The organism is Crocosphaera sp. XPORK-15E (assembly GCF_034931425.1).
Classification (GTDB): domain Bacteria; phylum Cyanobacteriota; class Cyanobacteriia; order Cyanobacteriales; family Microcystaceae; genus UHCC-0190.
Map to the genome: position 1 here is coordinate 187,407 of NZ_JAYGHQ010000004.1, position 17,290 is coordinate 204,696.

Sequence of the window (17,290 nt, forward strand, 5' to 3'; positions counted from 1 at the left end):
TAATGATAGGCAGCAAGTGGGAAAATTTTCTTAAAAACCTGGGGGAATGGCAAGGATCATTTACCAAAATTTCACCCAATGGGGAGCTACTGGGTTCTACTCCTTCAATTATTAGTTTAGAAGGGGCAGAAAACAACCAATTAGTAAAGTTTAGAGTCCGTCGTTTTGGCCCTGGTGGTTATGATGAAACCCCGACTCAAGACTATTCCCAAGAATATCGTCACCTCGGTAAACAAGCAATTTTTTTTGATACTGGAGCTTTTTCTAAAGGTTCCTTACAATTAGCCCCTTTTGCTGAATTTGGGGCAGAATTTGGCTTTATTAATGAAGATCGTCGCTTACGTTGCGTTCAACTTTATGACCGTCAAGGAGACTTATCTAATATTACCTTAATTCGGGAATTTCGTAGCGGTACAAGTGTCCAAGAGCGTCCCCCCTTAACCTTAGATAAATTATTAGGAAAATGGCAAGGAATAGCCTGTACTGCTTACCCAGACTTGAGTTCATCAGAGAGTTATTCAACTTGTTTAGATGTTCAAAAAATTGATGATAACTATATACAACAAACTCTATCTTTTGGAACTAAAACTATTACATCAAAAGCAAAAATAGAAGGACATAAATTGATATTTAATGAAGGGATTAATTCTAGAGAAATTTTATTTTTGCCTGATGGTGCATCGAGTAATGCTCCCTTAAAATATCAACTCAGAGAACCTTTTTTAGTAGAGGTTGGTTGGTTATTAAATGAAACCGAACGTCAGCGATTAATTCGTAGTTATGATGCTAGTGGGGCTTGGGTAACTTCAACTCATGTAATTGAACATAAAGTTGGTTAAAGAGGAATCTGTAGGGGTGATTCATGAATTACCCCTACGAACCGTCAATTGTTAACTTTTATTCCCTTCAGGAATAGTAACATCAACTATTTTAACCGTTTTTCCTAATTGAGAAAGAGGGGGATTAATAGTTTCCTCATTACCCACTACTAAGGTGATAATTTGATCCGGTTGAAGATATTTTTGGGCAACCCGTTGAATATCTTCAATAGTTGTTGCTTTGACTCCCTGTTGATAACTAAAAATAAAATCTTGGGGATAACCATAATATTCATAGGTCATCAAACGGGATAAAGTTTGACTAGGGTTCTCGAATTTGAAGACAAAAGAATTCAAAATAGATTCTTTGGCATAGCTTAATTCTTCTGGAGTAATAGGGCTATTTCTTAACCGTTCAATTTCTTTCATTAATGATTGAATAAACTGAACTGTGGTTTCAGAACGGGTTTGTCCTCCCGCAATAAATAACCCTGGATAGTCATAAGAAGCACTCCAATAACCATACACAGTATAAGCTAAACCTTGACGCGATCGCAGATCATTAAATAAACGACCGCCAAAGCCATTTAAGACCCCATTAACTAAACTTAAGGCAGGATAATCAGGACTGTCAAGCTGTCCCCCTAAATGACCCAATAAAACGCTACTTTGATTTAATTGGGGTTGATTCACGAGAAAGACCCCTGAATCGTATTTTTGTGCGGCTGAGGGGATAGTTACGGCAGGGGTAGGGGTGGCAGGTTTCCAGTCGCCGAAAGTTTGTTGAATTAGGGTTTTCATCTTTTTGGAGTCAAAGTCTCCCACAATGCCCAAAATCATGTTATCTGGACGCACATAGTTTTGATGAAATCCGATGATATCTTCACGGGTAATATTATCAATGGTGGCGTATTCTTCAATGCGGCCATAGGGGCTATTTTTGCCATAGATGAGTTGACGTAATTCTCGACCGGCAATATCATCTGGATCATCGTTACGACGGGCAATTTCTCCCCGTTTTTGGGTTTTAGCTAATTCTAATTGAGTTGGGTCAAAAGCGGGTTCTCGAAGGACTTGACTAAACAGTTTAAAAACCAGATCAATGTCTTCACTGAGAGCATTAAACCCTGCACTACCGGATGTTGTCCCGATACCAGTCTCAACTTGGGCCGCCCGCTGTTCTAGGAGTTCGTTTAATTCAGCAGGGGAATGTTGTTTTGTTCCCCCACTTCGCATCACCGTTCCGGTAATTTCTGCTAACCCAAGGCGATCATTTGGTTCTAACCGTGACCCTGTGCGAATCATGGCGGTTCCCTTAATTAAGGGTAGTTCATGATCTTCCATTAAATAGACTACCATCCCGTTATCAAGTTCATAGCGTTCGTATTTGGGGATGGAAATTTCTTTTAAGGGGGGAAAGGTTAAGTCGCTGTAATGACGAGGGGTTTGGGCAATAGCTGGTGAACGAAATAGTAAAATTAACAAGGTTGTCATCAAAATGATGCCTAACCAGCGAAAACGTTTAGTCAGTGAGTGTTGAGTCATGGATAAATTAAGTAACTTTTCTTTTGTGGTTTAGTCGTCAATTTTCGATACATTGTAATAGTTTAAACAGAAGCAGTTTAACTATTACTTATCAGTCGGGGGTTTTGTTTGGGATAAAATGCGACCAATGGTTTTATTCTCTGGGGTAAAGGTTTCTTTAGCGACTCGTTGAATATCCGCAGCATTTACCGCTTCAATGGCTTGTAATTGGTCAAACAAATTGCGCCAACTGCCAGTTTTTACTTGATATTCCGTTAAGGCTTTAGCCATGCCTAAATTAGAATCGAGTGACCGCAATAAACCAGCCCGTAATTGATTTTTTACCCGTTCTAATTCTTGGTCAGAAACTGGTTGAGTTTTCAGTTTTTCAATTTCTATGGCTAAGGCATCAGCCACTTGATCAACGGTTGCTTTAGGTGAAGTTTGAGCATAAAATAACATTAAATTCGGGTATTTATCCCCAGGAAATCCATTAAATCCTTGTGCCACTAAAGCGACTTGTTTATCTTGCACTAAAGATTGATATAAACGGGAAGTCCGACCAGAACTTAACAAAGTAGCAATTACTTCATAAATTGCATTATCAGGATGATTTAAAGCGGGACGATGATAGCCTTCTAAATACCAAGGTTGAGAAGGTAAGGTTAAGGTTACTTCACGGGTTTTTGTTTGTTTTGGTTCAACTTTCGTCAATTTGGGAGGAGCAGGTTTAGCAGGAAAACGACCAAAATAAACTTGAGCTAATTCTTTAACTTGTTCCGGCGTTACATCTCCTACAATGGCAATTGTGATGTTACTAGGGCCGTAATAAGTATCAAAAAATTGTTGAACATCTTCACGGCTCAAATTACTAATATCTTCGTTATAACCAATCACCGGACGTTTATAAGGATGTTCAGTAAAAGCAGTTCCTAAAAACGCTTCTACCATCTTTCCAATGGGACTATTTTCTGTCCGCATTCGACGCTCTTCTAAGATGACATCTTGTTCCTTATAAAATTCCCGAAAAACCGGATCTAAGAAACGATCTGATTCTAAGGACATCCATAACTCTAATTTATTAGAAGGAAAGCTATAAAAATAAACAGTAGACTCGGCTGAAGTGGCCGCATTAATACCAACGCCTCCTGCGGTTTCAACAATGCGGCCAAAGGCATTTTGTACAATGTATTGTGATGCTTCAGTTTGTACTTTTTCAAAAGTTTCGGCTAATTTTTGAGCTTCCTCTTTTTTCCCTGCTGCTTTAGCCGCTTTCATTTGGGTAAATAATTGATCTAAACGGTCTAATAAAGGACTTTCTTGAGTATAGTTTGTCGTGCCAATTTGTGTGGTTCCTTTAAAGGCTAAATGTTCTAAAAAATGGGCGACCCCTGTTTTGCCAGAAGGTTCATCTGTTCCCCCAACATCGGCATAAGTGACAAAAGAAACCACGGGGGCATCATGATTTTCCATGACAATAAATTTCATGCCATTGTCTAACTTAAATTCTGTTATCTTTTCAATGGCCCGGTTTAAATAGGGCGTAATTGAGGAAGAAGGGGTTCCAGGGGCAGTCGTTTGCGCCAAAACGGGCTTATTACCCCACAATAGTAACAGAAGGCTTAAAATGATGATAGAGCAATAAATAAAAGGCGATCGCTTGCAAAATTTAATGATCATAGATGAGTAGCAAGGGTTAAGGTTAATTGGTTCTTTTCTAGGATAACTTGCTCTGGATAAGTCTGAACGTGATTGATTATCATTCTCCTAACTTAGCTTCTAATTCCTTAATTCTTTTTTGAAGATGTTTAAGCATTTGTGTCACTTCTTCTTCTGAATAACGAAGGGGAATATGTTGAGGACAATTCCAGTCTAATGCTTCTATTTTTATCAAGAAAACTCGCCCTAATTCAGCTTCATAATTTGGATCAGCTAATTGATTTAAAAGTTCTGGGTTATCACTAATAACTTGGGCATGACCCCATATTTTTAAACGTTTGCGATTGGCGTAATCCATCAAAAATAAGAAAACCCGATCATTTTCTGATAAGTTGCCCACAGTTAAATATTGTAAATTACCTTGAAAATCTACAAAACCTAATGTTTGAGGATCTAAGACTTTTAAAAATCCTTTTGAACCTCCCCGAAACTGTATATAAGGCCAACCATTACTATTAACAGTTCCCATATAAAAGCTATCCCGTGCAGCAATAAAGTCAATTTCTCTAGGGGTTAAAGTATCTTCAGAAACGCCTCGTTTAGCAACATTTTCATACATTTCTCTGGAACCATAATGTTCTTGGATTTTTTTGACTCCATCGGTAAAAGCAATTTTGGTAAATTGTCTGGCCATGATGATTCCCTCAAAGTTGAATCAGGTAACTAGAAAACATTAATGAATACATCTTAAGATATAAAAATAACAGTGTGTTGTTTTAGAATAGGGGTGAATTGAAGCAGCGTAGGCTTGGTTTTGTGTGTATCGCTTCACCCTTAAGGGTTTTAGAATAATAAAACTTACTTAAATAACAGACCCCATCTTTAAAACCCTTATACAATCTTGATTATCAGGAGATTTAAGCGATTAAAAATACATGACCTTTAACTATGGACGAGAGATCTGCGGTAATTTGAACATTGCTCAATCACGGGAATGGTTGATTACTAATGGCATTGGGGGCTATGGTTGTGGAACAATTGCGGGAGTATTAACCCGTTGTTATCATGGGTTATTGGTCGCTGCTTTGAATCCTCCCCTGAAACGAACCCTACTGCTTTCTAAACTCGACGAAACCATTCAATATAATTATCAGACATATCCTTGTTTTACCAATCGTTGGTTTGATGGCACAGTTTCCCCTCAAGGTTATCTACAGATCGAAAGTTTTCGCTTAGAGGGAAAAATCCCGGTTTGGACTTTTGCTTGTGGAGATGCCTTGATTGAAAAGCGAATTTGGATGCAGCAGGGAAGCAATACTACATATATTCGTTATACCTTTAAACGGGGCAGCAAATCCCTTGATCTCTCCATTAAAGCTTTAATTAACTACCGTGATCACCATGGTACAACCCAGTCGGGCCAATGGAAAATGTCCGTCAATGAAATGGCTCAAGGTGTGTGTATCAGAGCTTTTCCTGATGCGATACCCTTCTATATAATGGCAGAAGGAGCAGAAGTATCTCAACATTATCACTGGCATTTAGGTTTTGATCTGCCTATGGAAAAATATCGGGGATTATGGGATCGAGATGATCATTACCATGCTGTAACTTTTAATCAAGTTTTGCAACCAGGAGATTCCCTCACCATTATTGCTACGACTAACCCAGAATTGATCTTAGAGGGAAATCAGGCCTTACAGGAAAGATATGATTATGAAGCGGCCTTACTCAAGCGTTGTCCTTCTTTTTCCCTTCCTTGGATGCAGCAATTAGTCTTGGCCGCTGATCAATTTATTGTCGATCGCCCTTTAACCCTTAACCCTGAAGGCAAAACCATTATTGCAGGATATCCTTGGTTTGCTGACTGGGGACGAGATACTATGATCGCTTTACCAGGGTTAACTTTAACTACGGGAAGGCCAGATATTGCCCATCATATCCTCAGTACCTTTGCTAAATATCTTGATGGGGGAATGTTACCCAATGTCTTTCCTGATGATAACGAAACCCCGCAATATAATACAGTAGATGCCATTCTTTGGTATTTTGAAGCGATTCGGGCCTATTATGAGTCTACCGGAGATATCGCCTTACTAACCCATCTCTATCCCCTACTGCAAGAAGTCATAGACTGGCATCGTCAGGGAACTCGCTATAATATTCATTTAGATAGTGATCATCTGATCTATGCGGGCCAAGAGAAGACTCAGTTAACTTGGATGGATGCAAAGGTTGGAGACTGGGTTGTTACTCCCCGTAAAGGCAAACCCATTGAGGTTAATGCTCTCTGGTACAATGCCCTAATTATTATGGTCGAGTTTTCTGAGATTTTAGGGCAATCTTCCCAGGAATATCAACGCATGGCCCAAAATACTCATAAAGGGTTTCAACGCTATTGGCATCCTTCTTTAAAATACTGTCATGATGTATTAGATACCCCGACGGGCCATGATAAGTCCTTACGCCCTAATCAGATTTTTGCTGTTTCTTTACCCCAAACTAACACGGCCCCCCCATTGTTAAAAATGGAACAACAAAAGTCGGTGGTGGATACGGTGGCGAAAACTTTGGTTACTTCCTATGGACTGCGATCGCTTTGTCCTACCCATCATCAATATAAGGGGCATTATGGAGGGGATCAAGTGTCAAGGGATGGCAGTTATCATCAAGGCATTGCTTGGGGATGGTTAATCGGCCATTTTGTTCAGGCCCATTGGCGGGTTTATGGCGATCGCACTCTGGCTAAAAGTTTCCTCGAACCGATGGCCAATCATCTTAATGATGCTTGTATTGGTAATATTAGCGAAATTTTTGATGGAGATGCTCCCATGACTCCGAGAGGCTGTTTTGCTCAAGCTTGGAGTGTGGCGGAAGTGTTGCGGGTTTGGAGGAAAATTCATGAATCTTAAGGTTGAGATTCCCTTTCCTGTTCCTCGATAAACTGGTATAATGGTAATTTTGGAATATATTGTTTATTAGGAGAAAGTCGCTTATATGTCTCGTTATAGAGGGCCACGGCTAAGAATTGTACGAAGACTAGGAGAACTACCAGGTTTAAGCAGAAAAACCCCCCGTCGTGCTTATCCACCTGGTCAACATGGCCAAAACCGTCGTAAACGGTCAGAATATGCCGTTCGACTAGAAGAAAAGCAAAAACTGCGGTTTAACTATGGGGTCACAGAAAAACAGTTAGTTCTTTATGTTAAGAAGGCCCGTCGCGCTACTGGTTCTACTGGACAGAAGTTACTGGAACTTCTGGAAATGCGCCTAGATAACACCGTGTTTCGCTTGGGTATGGCTGGAACTATTCCAGGGGCCCGTCAGCTAGTTAATCATGGCCACGTTACCGTTAATGGTAGAGTGGTGGACATTGCCAGTTATCAATGTCGCCCTGGAGATGTGATCTCTGTCAGAAATAAGGATAATTCTCGCCGCTTAGTGGCAGCGAATATGGAATATCCAGGCTTAGCTAACCTTCCTGAACATCTAGAATTTGATAAAAATACCCTCACAGGGAAGGTGAACGATATCATTAAACGGGAATGGATCGCAATACAAATTAATGAATTGCTTGTGGTTGAGTATTATTCTCGGAAAGTATAACAGTTGTTGGACAACTCTAGGGTTGTCCACTTTTTTTAGTAAATTTATCAAGAATTATTAAAAGAAAATAATAATCATTGCATTATATCTATTGTTTAAACCGCCCATTTTATAATCAGGAATGAGATGGGAAGATTTTGGACTGACAAATTTTTATTAAAAAAAAAAACAAAGTCTAATATCTACGGATTCTATTATTCTAAGTAGGTAATTTTGCTCATTAATTGGGAGAGGAAGCAATGACAATTAATCATATTATTAATGAAAATATTATAACAGATATTAGTAGGAATTGTCTACAGTTTCCTAACTCAATTCAGGGTCAAGGGGTGCTGTTTGTTTTACAAGAACCAGAGTTAATCATAACTCAAGTTAGTGACAATACAGAGCAATTTTTTGGGGTTGCTGCGGAGTCTTTAATTGATCAGAATATCGCTAAATTATTTCGTCAGTCAGAGTTAGATATTATCCGCGATCGCCTTCATCGAGACAACCTTGAGTGGTATAATCCTATTAAACTGTTACTATATTTTGACGAAAAATCAGAGGTTTTTGAAGGGGTTTTAAGACGACAACCAGAGGGATTAATTTTAGAATTAGAAGTTGCTGGTTATCCTTATCAAGCTTCCCATTTATCATTTTATCATTTATTTCGATCTTGTTATGGACGAATTAAAAAAGGCAATAATTTAGGGGAGTTATCCCAGAAATTAGCTCAAGAAATTCGCTATATTACAGGATTTGATCGGGTGATGGTTTATCAATTTAAAGAAGATGAAAGCGGGGTCGTTATTGCGGAAGAAAAAGCTGTCACACTTAATTCTTTTTTAGATTTACATTTTCCTGCAACTGATATTCCTCCCGCAGCTAGAGAACTTTATCATCAGAGTTTATTACAATTAATTTCTAATGTCAATGGTGAACCTGTTGCCATTATTCCTGAGCAAAATTCCTTGACCAATAAGCCCTTAAATTTAAGTTTATCAGGTTTAAGAAGTTTTTCCCCTTGTCATGTAGAATACTTGAAAAATATGGGGGTTTCGGCCTCAATGTCTTTGGGACTCATTAAAGATAATAAACTTTGGGGAATTATTGCTTGTCATCACTATTCACCTAAATATATTAGTTATGAAGTTCGGAAGATATGTGAATTTTTAGCAGAATCTGTGATCGATCATTTATTAACTGCTCAAAAAACAAAAGATTGGCAGCAAGGAGATCTAATTAAACAGCTACAAATTTATCTGAAAACTCCTCTAAATAATGAAATTAATCTGCTCACTAGATTAGTTCATCATGAAAGTCAAAGCTTACTAAATTTAGTCAATGCTCAAGGGGTAGCCATCTGTTATGGTGATAGTATTACTTTAGTAGGAAATACCCCCCATAAATCAGCTATTCGAGACTTAATTATCTGGTTAGAAACCCATCAGAGACAAAATGTATTTGCTACCCATAAACTCAGTAAAATTTACCCTCAAGGACAAGCAATAAAAACAGAAGCTAGTGGTATTTTAGAAATTTCAATTTTACTCAATAATGCTTCTTATCATATTATTTGGTTTCGACCAGAAGTAGTTAAAACCGTCAATTGGGCTGGTGATCCCAACCAAAGTATATCATTAGACAAAGAAGGTAAAATATATCTTTCACCCCGCCAATCTTTTAAACTTTGGAAAGAAACAGTCAAAGAAACAGCAATTCCTTGGCAACCATTTGAACAAGAAGCCGCCGAAAAATTACGAGATGCTTTACTATTAGCTGCCTTAGAATTTTCCCATACTGCTATGCAAGAAGCCGCCCATAAAGCAGAAACAGCAAACCGTGCTAAAAGTGAATTTTTAGCCAATATGAGCCATGAATTACGCACTCCTTTAAATGCCATTTTAGGGTTTGCTCAAGTGATGCGCCGTTCCCCAACATTACAGACAGATCATCAAGAAAATTTGAGCATTATTACCCGTAGTGGAGAACATTTACTGAGCCTTATTAACCAAGTTTTAGACTTATCTAAAATTGAAGCAGGACGAATCACATTTAACAAAAAAGACTTCGATTTTTATCGTCTCTTAGATGATATAGAAGATATGTTTCAGTTTAAAGCAGAAGAACAAGGACTACAATTATTATTTGAGCGATCGCCTGATGTTCCCCAATATATTAAGACAGATCAAGTTAAGTTACGTCAAGTCTTAATTAACTTGCTGAATAATGCCTTAAAATTCACCGAAGAAGGGGGAGTTTCTCTCAGGGTTCGTGGGGAAAAATTGACCTTTGTTGACACAGATAAACCCCAAGAAATAGACAATACACTTTTATTTTCAGAGAGAATGATTATTGTGGAAATTGAAGACACTGGCCCTGGTATTTCTGTGGATGAATTAGATAATTTATTTGAAGCATTTATGCAAACCCAAACGGGAAAAGACTCCCATGAAGGGACAGGGTTAGGGTTGCCTATTAGTCGCCAATTTGTGCATTTAATGGGGGGAGAAATGACCGTTAATAGTGAAGTAGGAAGGGGAACAATTTTCCGCTTTAATATTAAGGTTGAAGAAGTTGAAGGAACAGAAATTGATAAACAACCTCAGAGAAGAAAACAAGTCATTGGGTTACAACCAAATCAGCCAAAATACCGGATTTTAGTAGTTGATGATCGTTGGAGTAACCGGGAATTAATGATTAAATTATTAACACCATTAGGGTTTGAAGTAAGAGCAGCAAATAATGGGGAAGAAGCCATACAAATTTGGGAAGAATGGGAACCTCAGCTTATTTGGATGGATATGAGAATGCCTATTATGGACGGATATGAGGCAACAAAGCGCATTAAAGCTACAATAAAGGGACAAGCAACAGCTATTATTGCTTTGACTGCTAGTGTCTTTGAAGAAGAAAAAGCAGTGGTTTTATCAGCAGGGTGTGATGGGTTTATTCGTAAACCTTTTAGGGAGGCAGAAATTTTTAATGCTATGGAGAAACAAATTGGGGCAGAATTTATCTATCAAACTGATGAGAAAATAGAAGCAGAAACAACGGTATTTAATGCCGAAAAATTAATTAATTCTCAAACCATGGCCCATTTATCTGAAACCTGGATCACTGGCTTAAAACAGGCAATTATTAATGTAGATCTAATGACAATTTCTAGCTTAGTTGAAGAAATTCAAGAAAATGATCCAACTTTGGCAACAGCTATCAATCATTGTATCGATAATTTTGAGTATGAGAAGTTACTCAGTTTAATTCAATAAACGACTTACCTGTAGAGGTAATTCATGAATTGCCTTTACAAAAAACATAATTTATAGAGCATTGGCGTAAGTCCTAAAATGATTAATTGTAGTATAATTAATCAATCATAGTAAGTTTTTCCTATCCTTGCCAACCATCATGACTCAGACAACAAATAATAACAATAAAGGCCATATTTTAGTCGTTGATGACTCTCCTATTAACTTACGATTAATAGTAGATTTATTTAAGGCAAGGGGTTATTCAGTTCGACCAATTCCTAGTGGAAAATTAGCCATAACTGCGATCCAAAATTTGCCCCCAGATTTGATTTTATTGGATATAATGATGCCAGAAATGGATGGTTATGAAGTTTGTGAAAAGCTGAAAGCTGATCCCCAAACTAAAGACATTCCGATTATTTTTGTCAGTGCTTTAGATGAAGTATTAGATAAGGTGAAAGCATTTGAAATGGGTGGGGTTGACTATGTGAGTAAACCTATTCAAGAAAAAGAACTATTTGCTAGGGTAGAAACTCACTTACAAATTAGTAGACTACAACAACATTTAGAGGAAAAAAACAATAAATTAGCTACAGCATATCGACATTTAAAACAAGCTCAAAATCAATTAGTTCAATCCGAAAAAATGGCAGCTTTAGGGCAATTAATAGCTGGAATTTCCCACGAAATTAATACTCCTTTGGGGGCGATCCGTTCCTCAGTAGAAAATTTAACATATTTTTTAGAAAGAGATATAGAAATTATCTTAAATTTTTGGCAAACAATTTCCCCAGATAATCAACCTTATTTTTTAGAACTATTAAGATATCCTTCCTTTCAAGGGTTATCAAGTAGAGAAAAACGTCAGTTAAAAAAAGAGTTAAGAAATACCTTAGATACTAATAAGATTAAACAAAGCGATCGCATTGCTGATACCTTAGTTGATTTAGGAATTTCTGAAGATAAATTAGCTCCAATTTTGCCCTTATTTCAACAACCAGACGGCTTGGAAATTATGGACAAAGCTTATCAATTTTTTAGTTTAAGAAAAAGTACAGAAACCATCCAAACAGCAACAGAAAGGGCTGCTAAAATTGTCTTTGCCTTAAAATCCTATGCTCGCTATGATTTGGGTACACAAAAAATGGAAGGGGATCTAATTAATGGCATTGAAACTGTGTTAACACTATATCATAATCAAATCAAAAAAGGGGTCGAAGTTATTAAAAATTATATACAATTACCTCCCATTTTCTGCTATGCTGATGAACTAACCCAAGTCTGGACAAATTTGATTCATAATGCCCTCCAAGCAATGGACTATCAAGGGACATTAAAAATTGATGTACAGCAAGAAAATGGTATGATTTTAGTGAAAATTACTGATAGTGGGAAAGGAATACCAGACAACATTTTACCCCGTATTTTTGAACCATTTTTTACTACAAAAATTGCGGGAGAAGGCAGTGGTTTAGGCTTAGATATTGTTAAAAGAATTGTGGAGAAACATGACGGAAAAATCAAAGTTTTTTCTATTCCAGGTAAAACCACATTCACCGTGTCTATTCCCATAATAACTCAGGAGGAATCATCAAATAAAGTTAGTAAAGAATCAGAAATTAAAGAGTTAGAAACTTCAGAAGATAAGCATTAAAATCAAATAAATTAGCAACTTAAGGAGTTGGTTAATCATGTCTAAACCTGTTATTTTATGCGTTGATGATGAAAAAGTTATTTTAGATAGTTTGAAAATTCAACTAAAAAAAGAATTCCAAGACAGCTATCTATATGAAGCGGCTGAAAGTGCGGATGAAGCATTAGAAATCATTGAGGAATTACAAGAAGATAACATTAATATTTTAGTTATTGTATCTGATTGGTTAATGCCAGGAATGAAAGGAGATGAATTCTTAATTGAAGTTCATAAACGCTTTCCTAATATTGTCAAAATTATGTTAACTGGCCAAGCAGATAAAAAAGCTATTGAAAAAGCCGAAAAATATGCAAATTTATACAGTTGTTTACATAAACCTTGGAATAGTGAAGAATTAATTAATCAGATCAAATCTGGTTTAGGAGAACTCTCATGAGTGAATTTAAGCAGACCTGTTTTATTCTTTCACATTCCTGATCAATTTATAATTGACTATTACTGTTTACTAATCTAACTAAAATGACTAATATTAATAAAGATCAACCCCAGGAAGATAAACCCATCATTATTTGTATTGATGATGAAGTAACCGTTCTCGATAGTTTAAAAATTGAACTTAAAAAAGTGCTAGGAGATGAATATATTATCGAAACAGCAGAAGGGGGAAAAGATGCCATAGAATTAATGGAAGATTTAATGAAAGATAAATGTCAAGTTGCCTTAGTTTTGTCAGACTATATCATGCCTGATATCAAAGGAGATGAAGTCTTAAAACGCATTCATAAAATGTCTCCTAATACCCTAAAAATAATGTTAACAGGTCATGCTAATTTAGAAGCAGTCAGTAATGCCATTAAAAATGCCCGACTCTATCGATATGTGGCTAAACCTTGGCAATCAGAAGATTTAAAATTAACCATCGTTGAAGCCTTACATAGTTATCTGCAAGATCAAAAATTAGTAGCACAAAGGGTACAACTTGAAGAACTTAATAAACAATTAGAAATCTTAACCCGTGACCAAGCAAAAATCATTGCCGAACGAACTGCTAAACTAAAAGAAACTAATGCTAAACTGGAAAAAGCTAATCAAGAATTAAAAAAATTAAGCATTTTAGATCCCTTATTGCCAATTGCTAACCGTCGTCGTTTTGATGAATATTTACGACAAGAATGGGAAAGATTATGTCGAGAAAGACGTTATTTAGCTTTGATTTTTGCTGATGTAGATTACTTTAAACAGTATAATGATGAATATCAACACCAAACCGGAGATCACTGTTTAATTGCTCTTGCTAAAACCATTCAAAGAAGCTTAAAAAGACCCTCTGATTTACTGGCCCGTTTTGGAGGAGAAGAATTAGTGATTGTATTACCTAATACTAGCCCAGATGGTGCTATTAAAGTGGCAGAACGTATTCAAGAAGAAATTGCCTTATTAAAAATTCCCCATAGTCGCTCTCAAGTGAGTGATTATGTGACAATTAGTATGGGAATAACGGCGATGGTTCCCATTAAAGGATGTTCCCCTTTGACTTTAATTAATATTGCTGATAAAGCTCTTTATCAAGCCAAAAATCAAGGGCGAAATCGTTTTATTTTGGAATTTTTTTAATCATCAAATTATTAATTCCTATAAAAATCAGGGAAGTGGGTAGGTTGGCGAATGACTTCCGCGCAGCGGCACTAGCACCCCGTTCTTTAGCTTCCCATTAAAATAATCTAACATGATCAGTCCTTGAGCCAGAAATTTGAACAATTAGCAAAATTAGCTACAAAATGTCTCACCCAATGGAATTAAACTTAAGGTGAATTGTTAAGGATGATCAAACTCTCGACAAGATTTTTAGCTCTGTCACATTATCCCATTGCCATGAATTAATTCCTTAAATGTCTATTAAATTTGGACAAGTATCGTAAAGTTTGTAAAGTAGTGCAACAAAACATTGAAGGTGTAATAACCGTCGATGTCGTTAGGATTTATTGAAAAATAAACCCTGGCGAATTTTTCAAAATCCAGTGTGACATAAACCTGGATAGGTCTTTTTTATCTCTATGAAGTTGGACTATATTGCTTATGTTTGCCAAAATTCCAGAACGACAGATGCACCGAGTGCGATGGGTATTAGCTCTCGGTTGGCTCTTAATCATTGCTTCTCTATTCTATGACCCAATTTCTTATTGGTTTACTCTACCCGAAAATACTTGGAGTCCGCTAAGCATCAGCAACGTTACCGCCTTAGAATGTGTGAAGATTCAAGGGAACTGCATGCAAGAAGTTCCCTATGCCGTTGGTGCAATCATGTTTTGGGCCTTCATTGTCCCCATTGGTGTCTTTGCGGTAATGGTACTCGGCCTTGAGGCGTGGCGACGGATTTGTCCCCTATCTTTTATGTCCCAACTGCCCCGTGCCTTGGGATTTCAAAGACATCGGAAAAAGGTCGATCCTACCACCGGAAAAACCCGTTCTGAATTAGTTAAAGTTGATCCTAATTCTTGGTTAGCTCGCAATCACCTATATTTACAATTATTTTTGTTATATGTAGGTATAACCGGTCGAATTTTGTTTTACAATTCTAATCGACTTTCTTTGGGAGTTTTTCTGTTAGCAACCATTGCTTCTGCCATGGTGTTTAACTATTTTTATGCGGGCAAATCTTGGTGTCAATTTATTTGTCCCATGGCCCCGGTTGAACAGGTGTTTGGGGAACCGAGAGGACTCCTTAATAGTGCGGCTCATACGGGAGAGCGTCAAGCTATTACCCAGTCTATGTGTCGTACTGTTAATGCAGAAGGGAAAGAAAATAGTGCTTGTGTCGCTTGTCATAGTCCCTGTGTAGATATTGACTCAGAACGCTCTTACTGGGATGCTATAGTTAAGCCCGAATCTCAATGGCTTTACTATGCTTATGTTGGTCTAACGGTTGGTTATTTTGTTTATCCTTTTCTGTTTGCAGGTAATTGGGAATATCTACTTTCCGCTGCTTGGGCCCATCAAGAAAACCAGTTAGATACTTTATTTAACCCAGGTTTTTACATCTTTAATCAGTCCATTCCCATTCCCAAACTAATTGCTGCACCCCTAACTATTGGTGTCTTTGGTTTAGTGGGTTATTATCTAGGGCGTAAAATTGAAAAATTCTACAAAGCCTATCGTTTTCGTAACCATAAATTGGTAACTAACGAGATCATTCGTCATCGATTATTTACCCTCTGTACCTTCTTTATCTTCAACTTCTTCTTCATCTTTGGTGGCAGTAACTTTGTAAGATTGTTACCCGTCCAATTACGTTACCTTTTCCCTCTGGTAATGGCAGTTTGTAGTGGGTTATGGTTATATCGGACTTGGCCGAGAAATCCCTCTGTTTACCAAAGAGAAGGGCTGGCAAATCGTTTACGGAAACAGTTAGGCAAGTTAAAACTCAACATTTCTCAATTTTTGGATGGTCGTTCCCTCGATGATCTAAATGTTGATGAAGTTTATGTACTCGCCAAGATTTTACCTGGATTCGATAAGCAAAAACAACTACAAGCTTATAAGGGAATTCTCAAAGAAGCCTTAAATGAGGGCTATATTGACATTGCTGGTAGTCTTGAGTTTTTCCGACAAATGCGGGTTGAACTGAATATTACGGATGAAGAACATGGGTTAATTGTCACGGAACTTGAGGTTGAAAATCCCAGTGTTCTTGATGTTATTAACCGCAAAAATCATGAAGATTGGTTGCGTCAAGAAAGCTATCGTCAAGCCCTTTTGGATACGGTTGTTGAGTCATCAAAAGATCATCCCCATCAGGCAATGGTTTTAGATATCTTTGATGTCATGACGGGACAAAAATCTTTTGATTACTTCAATGAAGTGCTGAAAAAGTTATCAGCCGAAGAATTGAAAACGGTTCAGGCAATTCGGGAAGAATATTCGATTACTCCTGAAGAAGAAGAGGAAATCCTGACTCATTCCAATCCGAATCAATTGTGGCAAACCATGGCTTATACCTTGAGTGCCATTGAACATTTGGACGCGATTGCTCAAGGAAAAGAAGGGGTTTCCTGTAATATTGGAACCATTGATAAAAAGCAAATGGCTTTCTATGAACAGACGTTCAAGAAGTTTGATAAGGATGGCAATAATTCCTTATCAGTTGCCGAATTGCACGCTTTATTAAGGGCGGTTGGCCGTTCTTATTCCTCGGAAAGATTACGGGAAGTCATGGATTTGATTACGGGTCATCCTAATAGTAATAGTCTCACATTTGTGGAATTTACTAACTTAATTCATCGAGATTTAAAGGATACGCCTGAAGATGCCATGTTGCAAAGATTCCGTTTCTTTGATACAGATGGATCTGGTAACATTAGTCTCGAAGAATTACGGTTATGTTTGAGAGACATTGATACAGGACTTTCTGATTCTGAAATTGAGGAGATGTTAAAGTTAGCTGATACCAGCGGCGATCATGAACTAAGTTATGAGGAGTTTTGCCAAATCTTTGAGCAATTTAGAACAGTAGCTCATTAGTTCTAATTGATTTTTCTCCTAATCTTTTATTAGAGACGTTTTTTATAGCGTCTCTAATTTTTTATTTAGTTTGTTATTAATTATGAATTATGAATTCCACAAAGTGGTAAAAGTGAAATAAAAAAAAGCCCACCTAAGCGAGCCTTTCATCAGCTATTATTGAACCTTACTTTTCACGTCAAGTCCTAAAACACTTAGTCTGAGGCAGGAGGCAGGAGGGAAATTTAAGATTTTAAGCTAGATAAACAAAGGTTGCCTAGGCAACCTAAAATTTA

General features: G+C 37.3%; 11 protein-coding genes. 8 read left to right on the plus strand and 3 right to left on the minus strand.

What is annotated here, in order from left to right:
* Nucleotides 1-2: 2 nt before the first annotated feature.
* Nucleotides 3-839: a DUF3598 family protein gene (locus tag VB691_RS05010; protein WP_323290367.1), complete on the plus strand. Its 837-nt coding sequence runs from the start codon at nt 3-5 to the stop codon at nt 837-839.
* Between the two features lie 51 nt (nt 840-890).
* Here VB691_RS05010 and VB691_RS05015 read toward each other — a convergent pair whose 3' ends face one another.
* From VB691_RS05015 to VB691_RS05025, 3 genes are all read right to left on the minus strand, one after another.
* Complete coding sequence (locus VB691_RS05015) at nt 891-2,348, minus strand: pitrilysin family protein (protein WP_323290433.1); 1,458 nt, start codon at nt 2,346-2,348, stop codon at nt 891-893.
* A gap of 99 nt (nt 2,349-2,447) precedes the next feature.
* Nucleotides 2,448-4,022 (minus strand): pitrilysin family protein, encoded by a 1,575-nt coding sequence (locus VB691_RS05020; protein ID WP_323290368.1) that lies wholly within the window; start codon nt 4,020-4,022, stop codon nt 2,448-2,450.
* Between the two features lie 79 nt (nt 4,023-4,101).
* The gene (locus VB691_RS05025; RefSeq protein WP_323290369.1) at nt 4,102-4,695 is read right to left on the minus strand and encodes a pyridoxamine 5'-phosphate oxidase family protein; all 594 of its coding nucleotides are present in this window, start codon (nt 4,693-4,695) and stop codon (nt 4,102-4,104) included.
* 241 nt (nt 4,696-4,936) lie between these two features.
* On the opposite strand from VB691_RS05025, the gene VB691_RS05030 reads away from it, so the two are divergent.
* The 7 genes from VB691_RS05030 (at nt 4,937) to VB691_RS05060 (ending at nt 17,015) form a co-directional block, all read left to right on the plus strand.
* On the plus strand, nt 4,937-6,913 hold the full coding sequence (locus VB691_RS05030; protein ID WP_323290370.1) for an amylo-alpha-1,6-glucosidase: 1,977 nt from the start codon (nt 4,937-4,939) through the stop codon (nt 6,911-6,913).
* 85 nt (nt 6,914-6,998) lie between these two features.
* Entirely contained in the window at nt 6,999-7,607 is a 609-nt protein-coding gene (rpsD, locus tag VB691_RS05035; RefSeq protein WP_323290371.1) for a 30S ribosomal protein S4, read from the plus strand.
* Nucleotides 7,608-7,846: 239 nt separating this feature from the next.
* On the plus strand, nt 7,847-10,861 hold the full coding sequence (locus VB691_RS05040) for an ATP-binding protein (RefSeq protein ID WP_323290372.1): 3,015 nt from the start codon (nt 7,847-7,849) through the stop codon (nt 10,859-10,861).
* A gap of 139 nt (nt 10,862-11,000) precedes the next feature.
* The gene (locus VB691_RS05045) at nt 11,001-12,497 is read left to right on the plus strand and encodes a response regulator (RefSeq protein WP_323290373.1); all 1,497 of its coding nucleotides are present in this window, start codon (nt 11,001-11,003) and stop codon (nt 12,495-12,497) included.
* Between the two features lie 37 nt (nt 12,498-12,534).
* Nucleotides 12,535-12,933 (plus strand): response regulator, encoded by a 399-nt coding sequence (locus VB691_RS05050; RefSeq protein ID WP_323290374.1) that lies wholly within the window; start codon nt 12,535-12,537, stop codon nt 12,931-12,933.
* Between the two features lie 83 nt (nt 12,934-13,016).
* A complete protein-coding gene (locus VB691_RS05055; RefSeq protein ID WP_323290375.1) occupies nt 13,017-14,111 on the plus strand; it encodes a diguanylate cyclase domain-containing protein in 1,095 nt (364 codons plus the stop codon).
* Between the two features lie 462 nt (nt 14,112-14,573).
* Nucleotides 14,574-17,015 carry an EF-hand domain-containing protein gene (locus VB691_RS05060; protein ID WP_323290376.1) on the plus strand — a complete coding sequence of 814 codons (2,442 nt, stop codon included), beginning with the start codon at nt 14,574-14,576 and terminating at the stop codon, nt 17,013-17,015.
* Nucleotides 17,016-17,290: the final 275 nt, after the last annotated feature.

Coding starts and splice junctions, on each gene's coding strand:
- VB691_RS05050 (WP_323290374.1), top strand. CDS start 12,535: ATGTCTAAACCTGTTATTTTATGCGTTGATGATGAAAAAGTTATTTTA.
- VB691_RS05060 (WP_323290376.1), top strand. CDS start 14,574: ATGTTTGCCAAAATTCCAGAACGACAGATGCACCGAGTGCGATGGGTA.
- VB691_RS05010 (WP_323290367.1), top strand. CDS start 3: ATGATAGGCAGCAAGTGGGAAAATTTTCTTAAAAACCTGGGGGAATGG.
- VB691_RS05025 (WP_323290369.1), bottom strand. CDS start 4,695: ATGGCCAGACAATTTACCAAAATTGCTTTTACCGATGGAGTCAAAAAA.
- VB691_RS05045 (WP_323290373.1), top strand. CDS start 11,001: ATGACTCAGACAACAAATAATAACAATAAAGGCCATATTTTAGTCGTT.
- VB691_RS05055 (WP_323290375.1), top strand. CDS start 13,017: ATGACTAATATTAATAAAGATCAACCCCAGGAAGATAAACCCATCATT.
- VB691_RS05020 (WP_323290368.1), bottom strand. CDS start 4,022: ATGATCATTAAATTTTGCAAGCGATCGCCTTTTATTTATTGCTCTATC.
- rpsD (WP_323290371.1), top strand. CDS start 6,999: ATGTCTCGTTATAGAGGGCCACGGCTAAGAATTGTACGAAGACTAGGA.
- VB691_RS05030 (WP_323290370.1), top strand. CDS start 4,937: ATGACCTTTAACTATGGACGAGAGATCTGCGGTAATTTGAACATTGCT.
- VB691_RS05040 (WP_323290372.1), top strand. CDS start 7,847: ATGACAATTAATCATATTATTAATGAAAATATTATAACAGATATTAGT.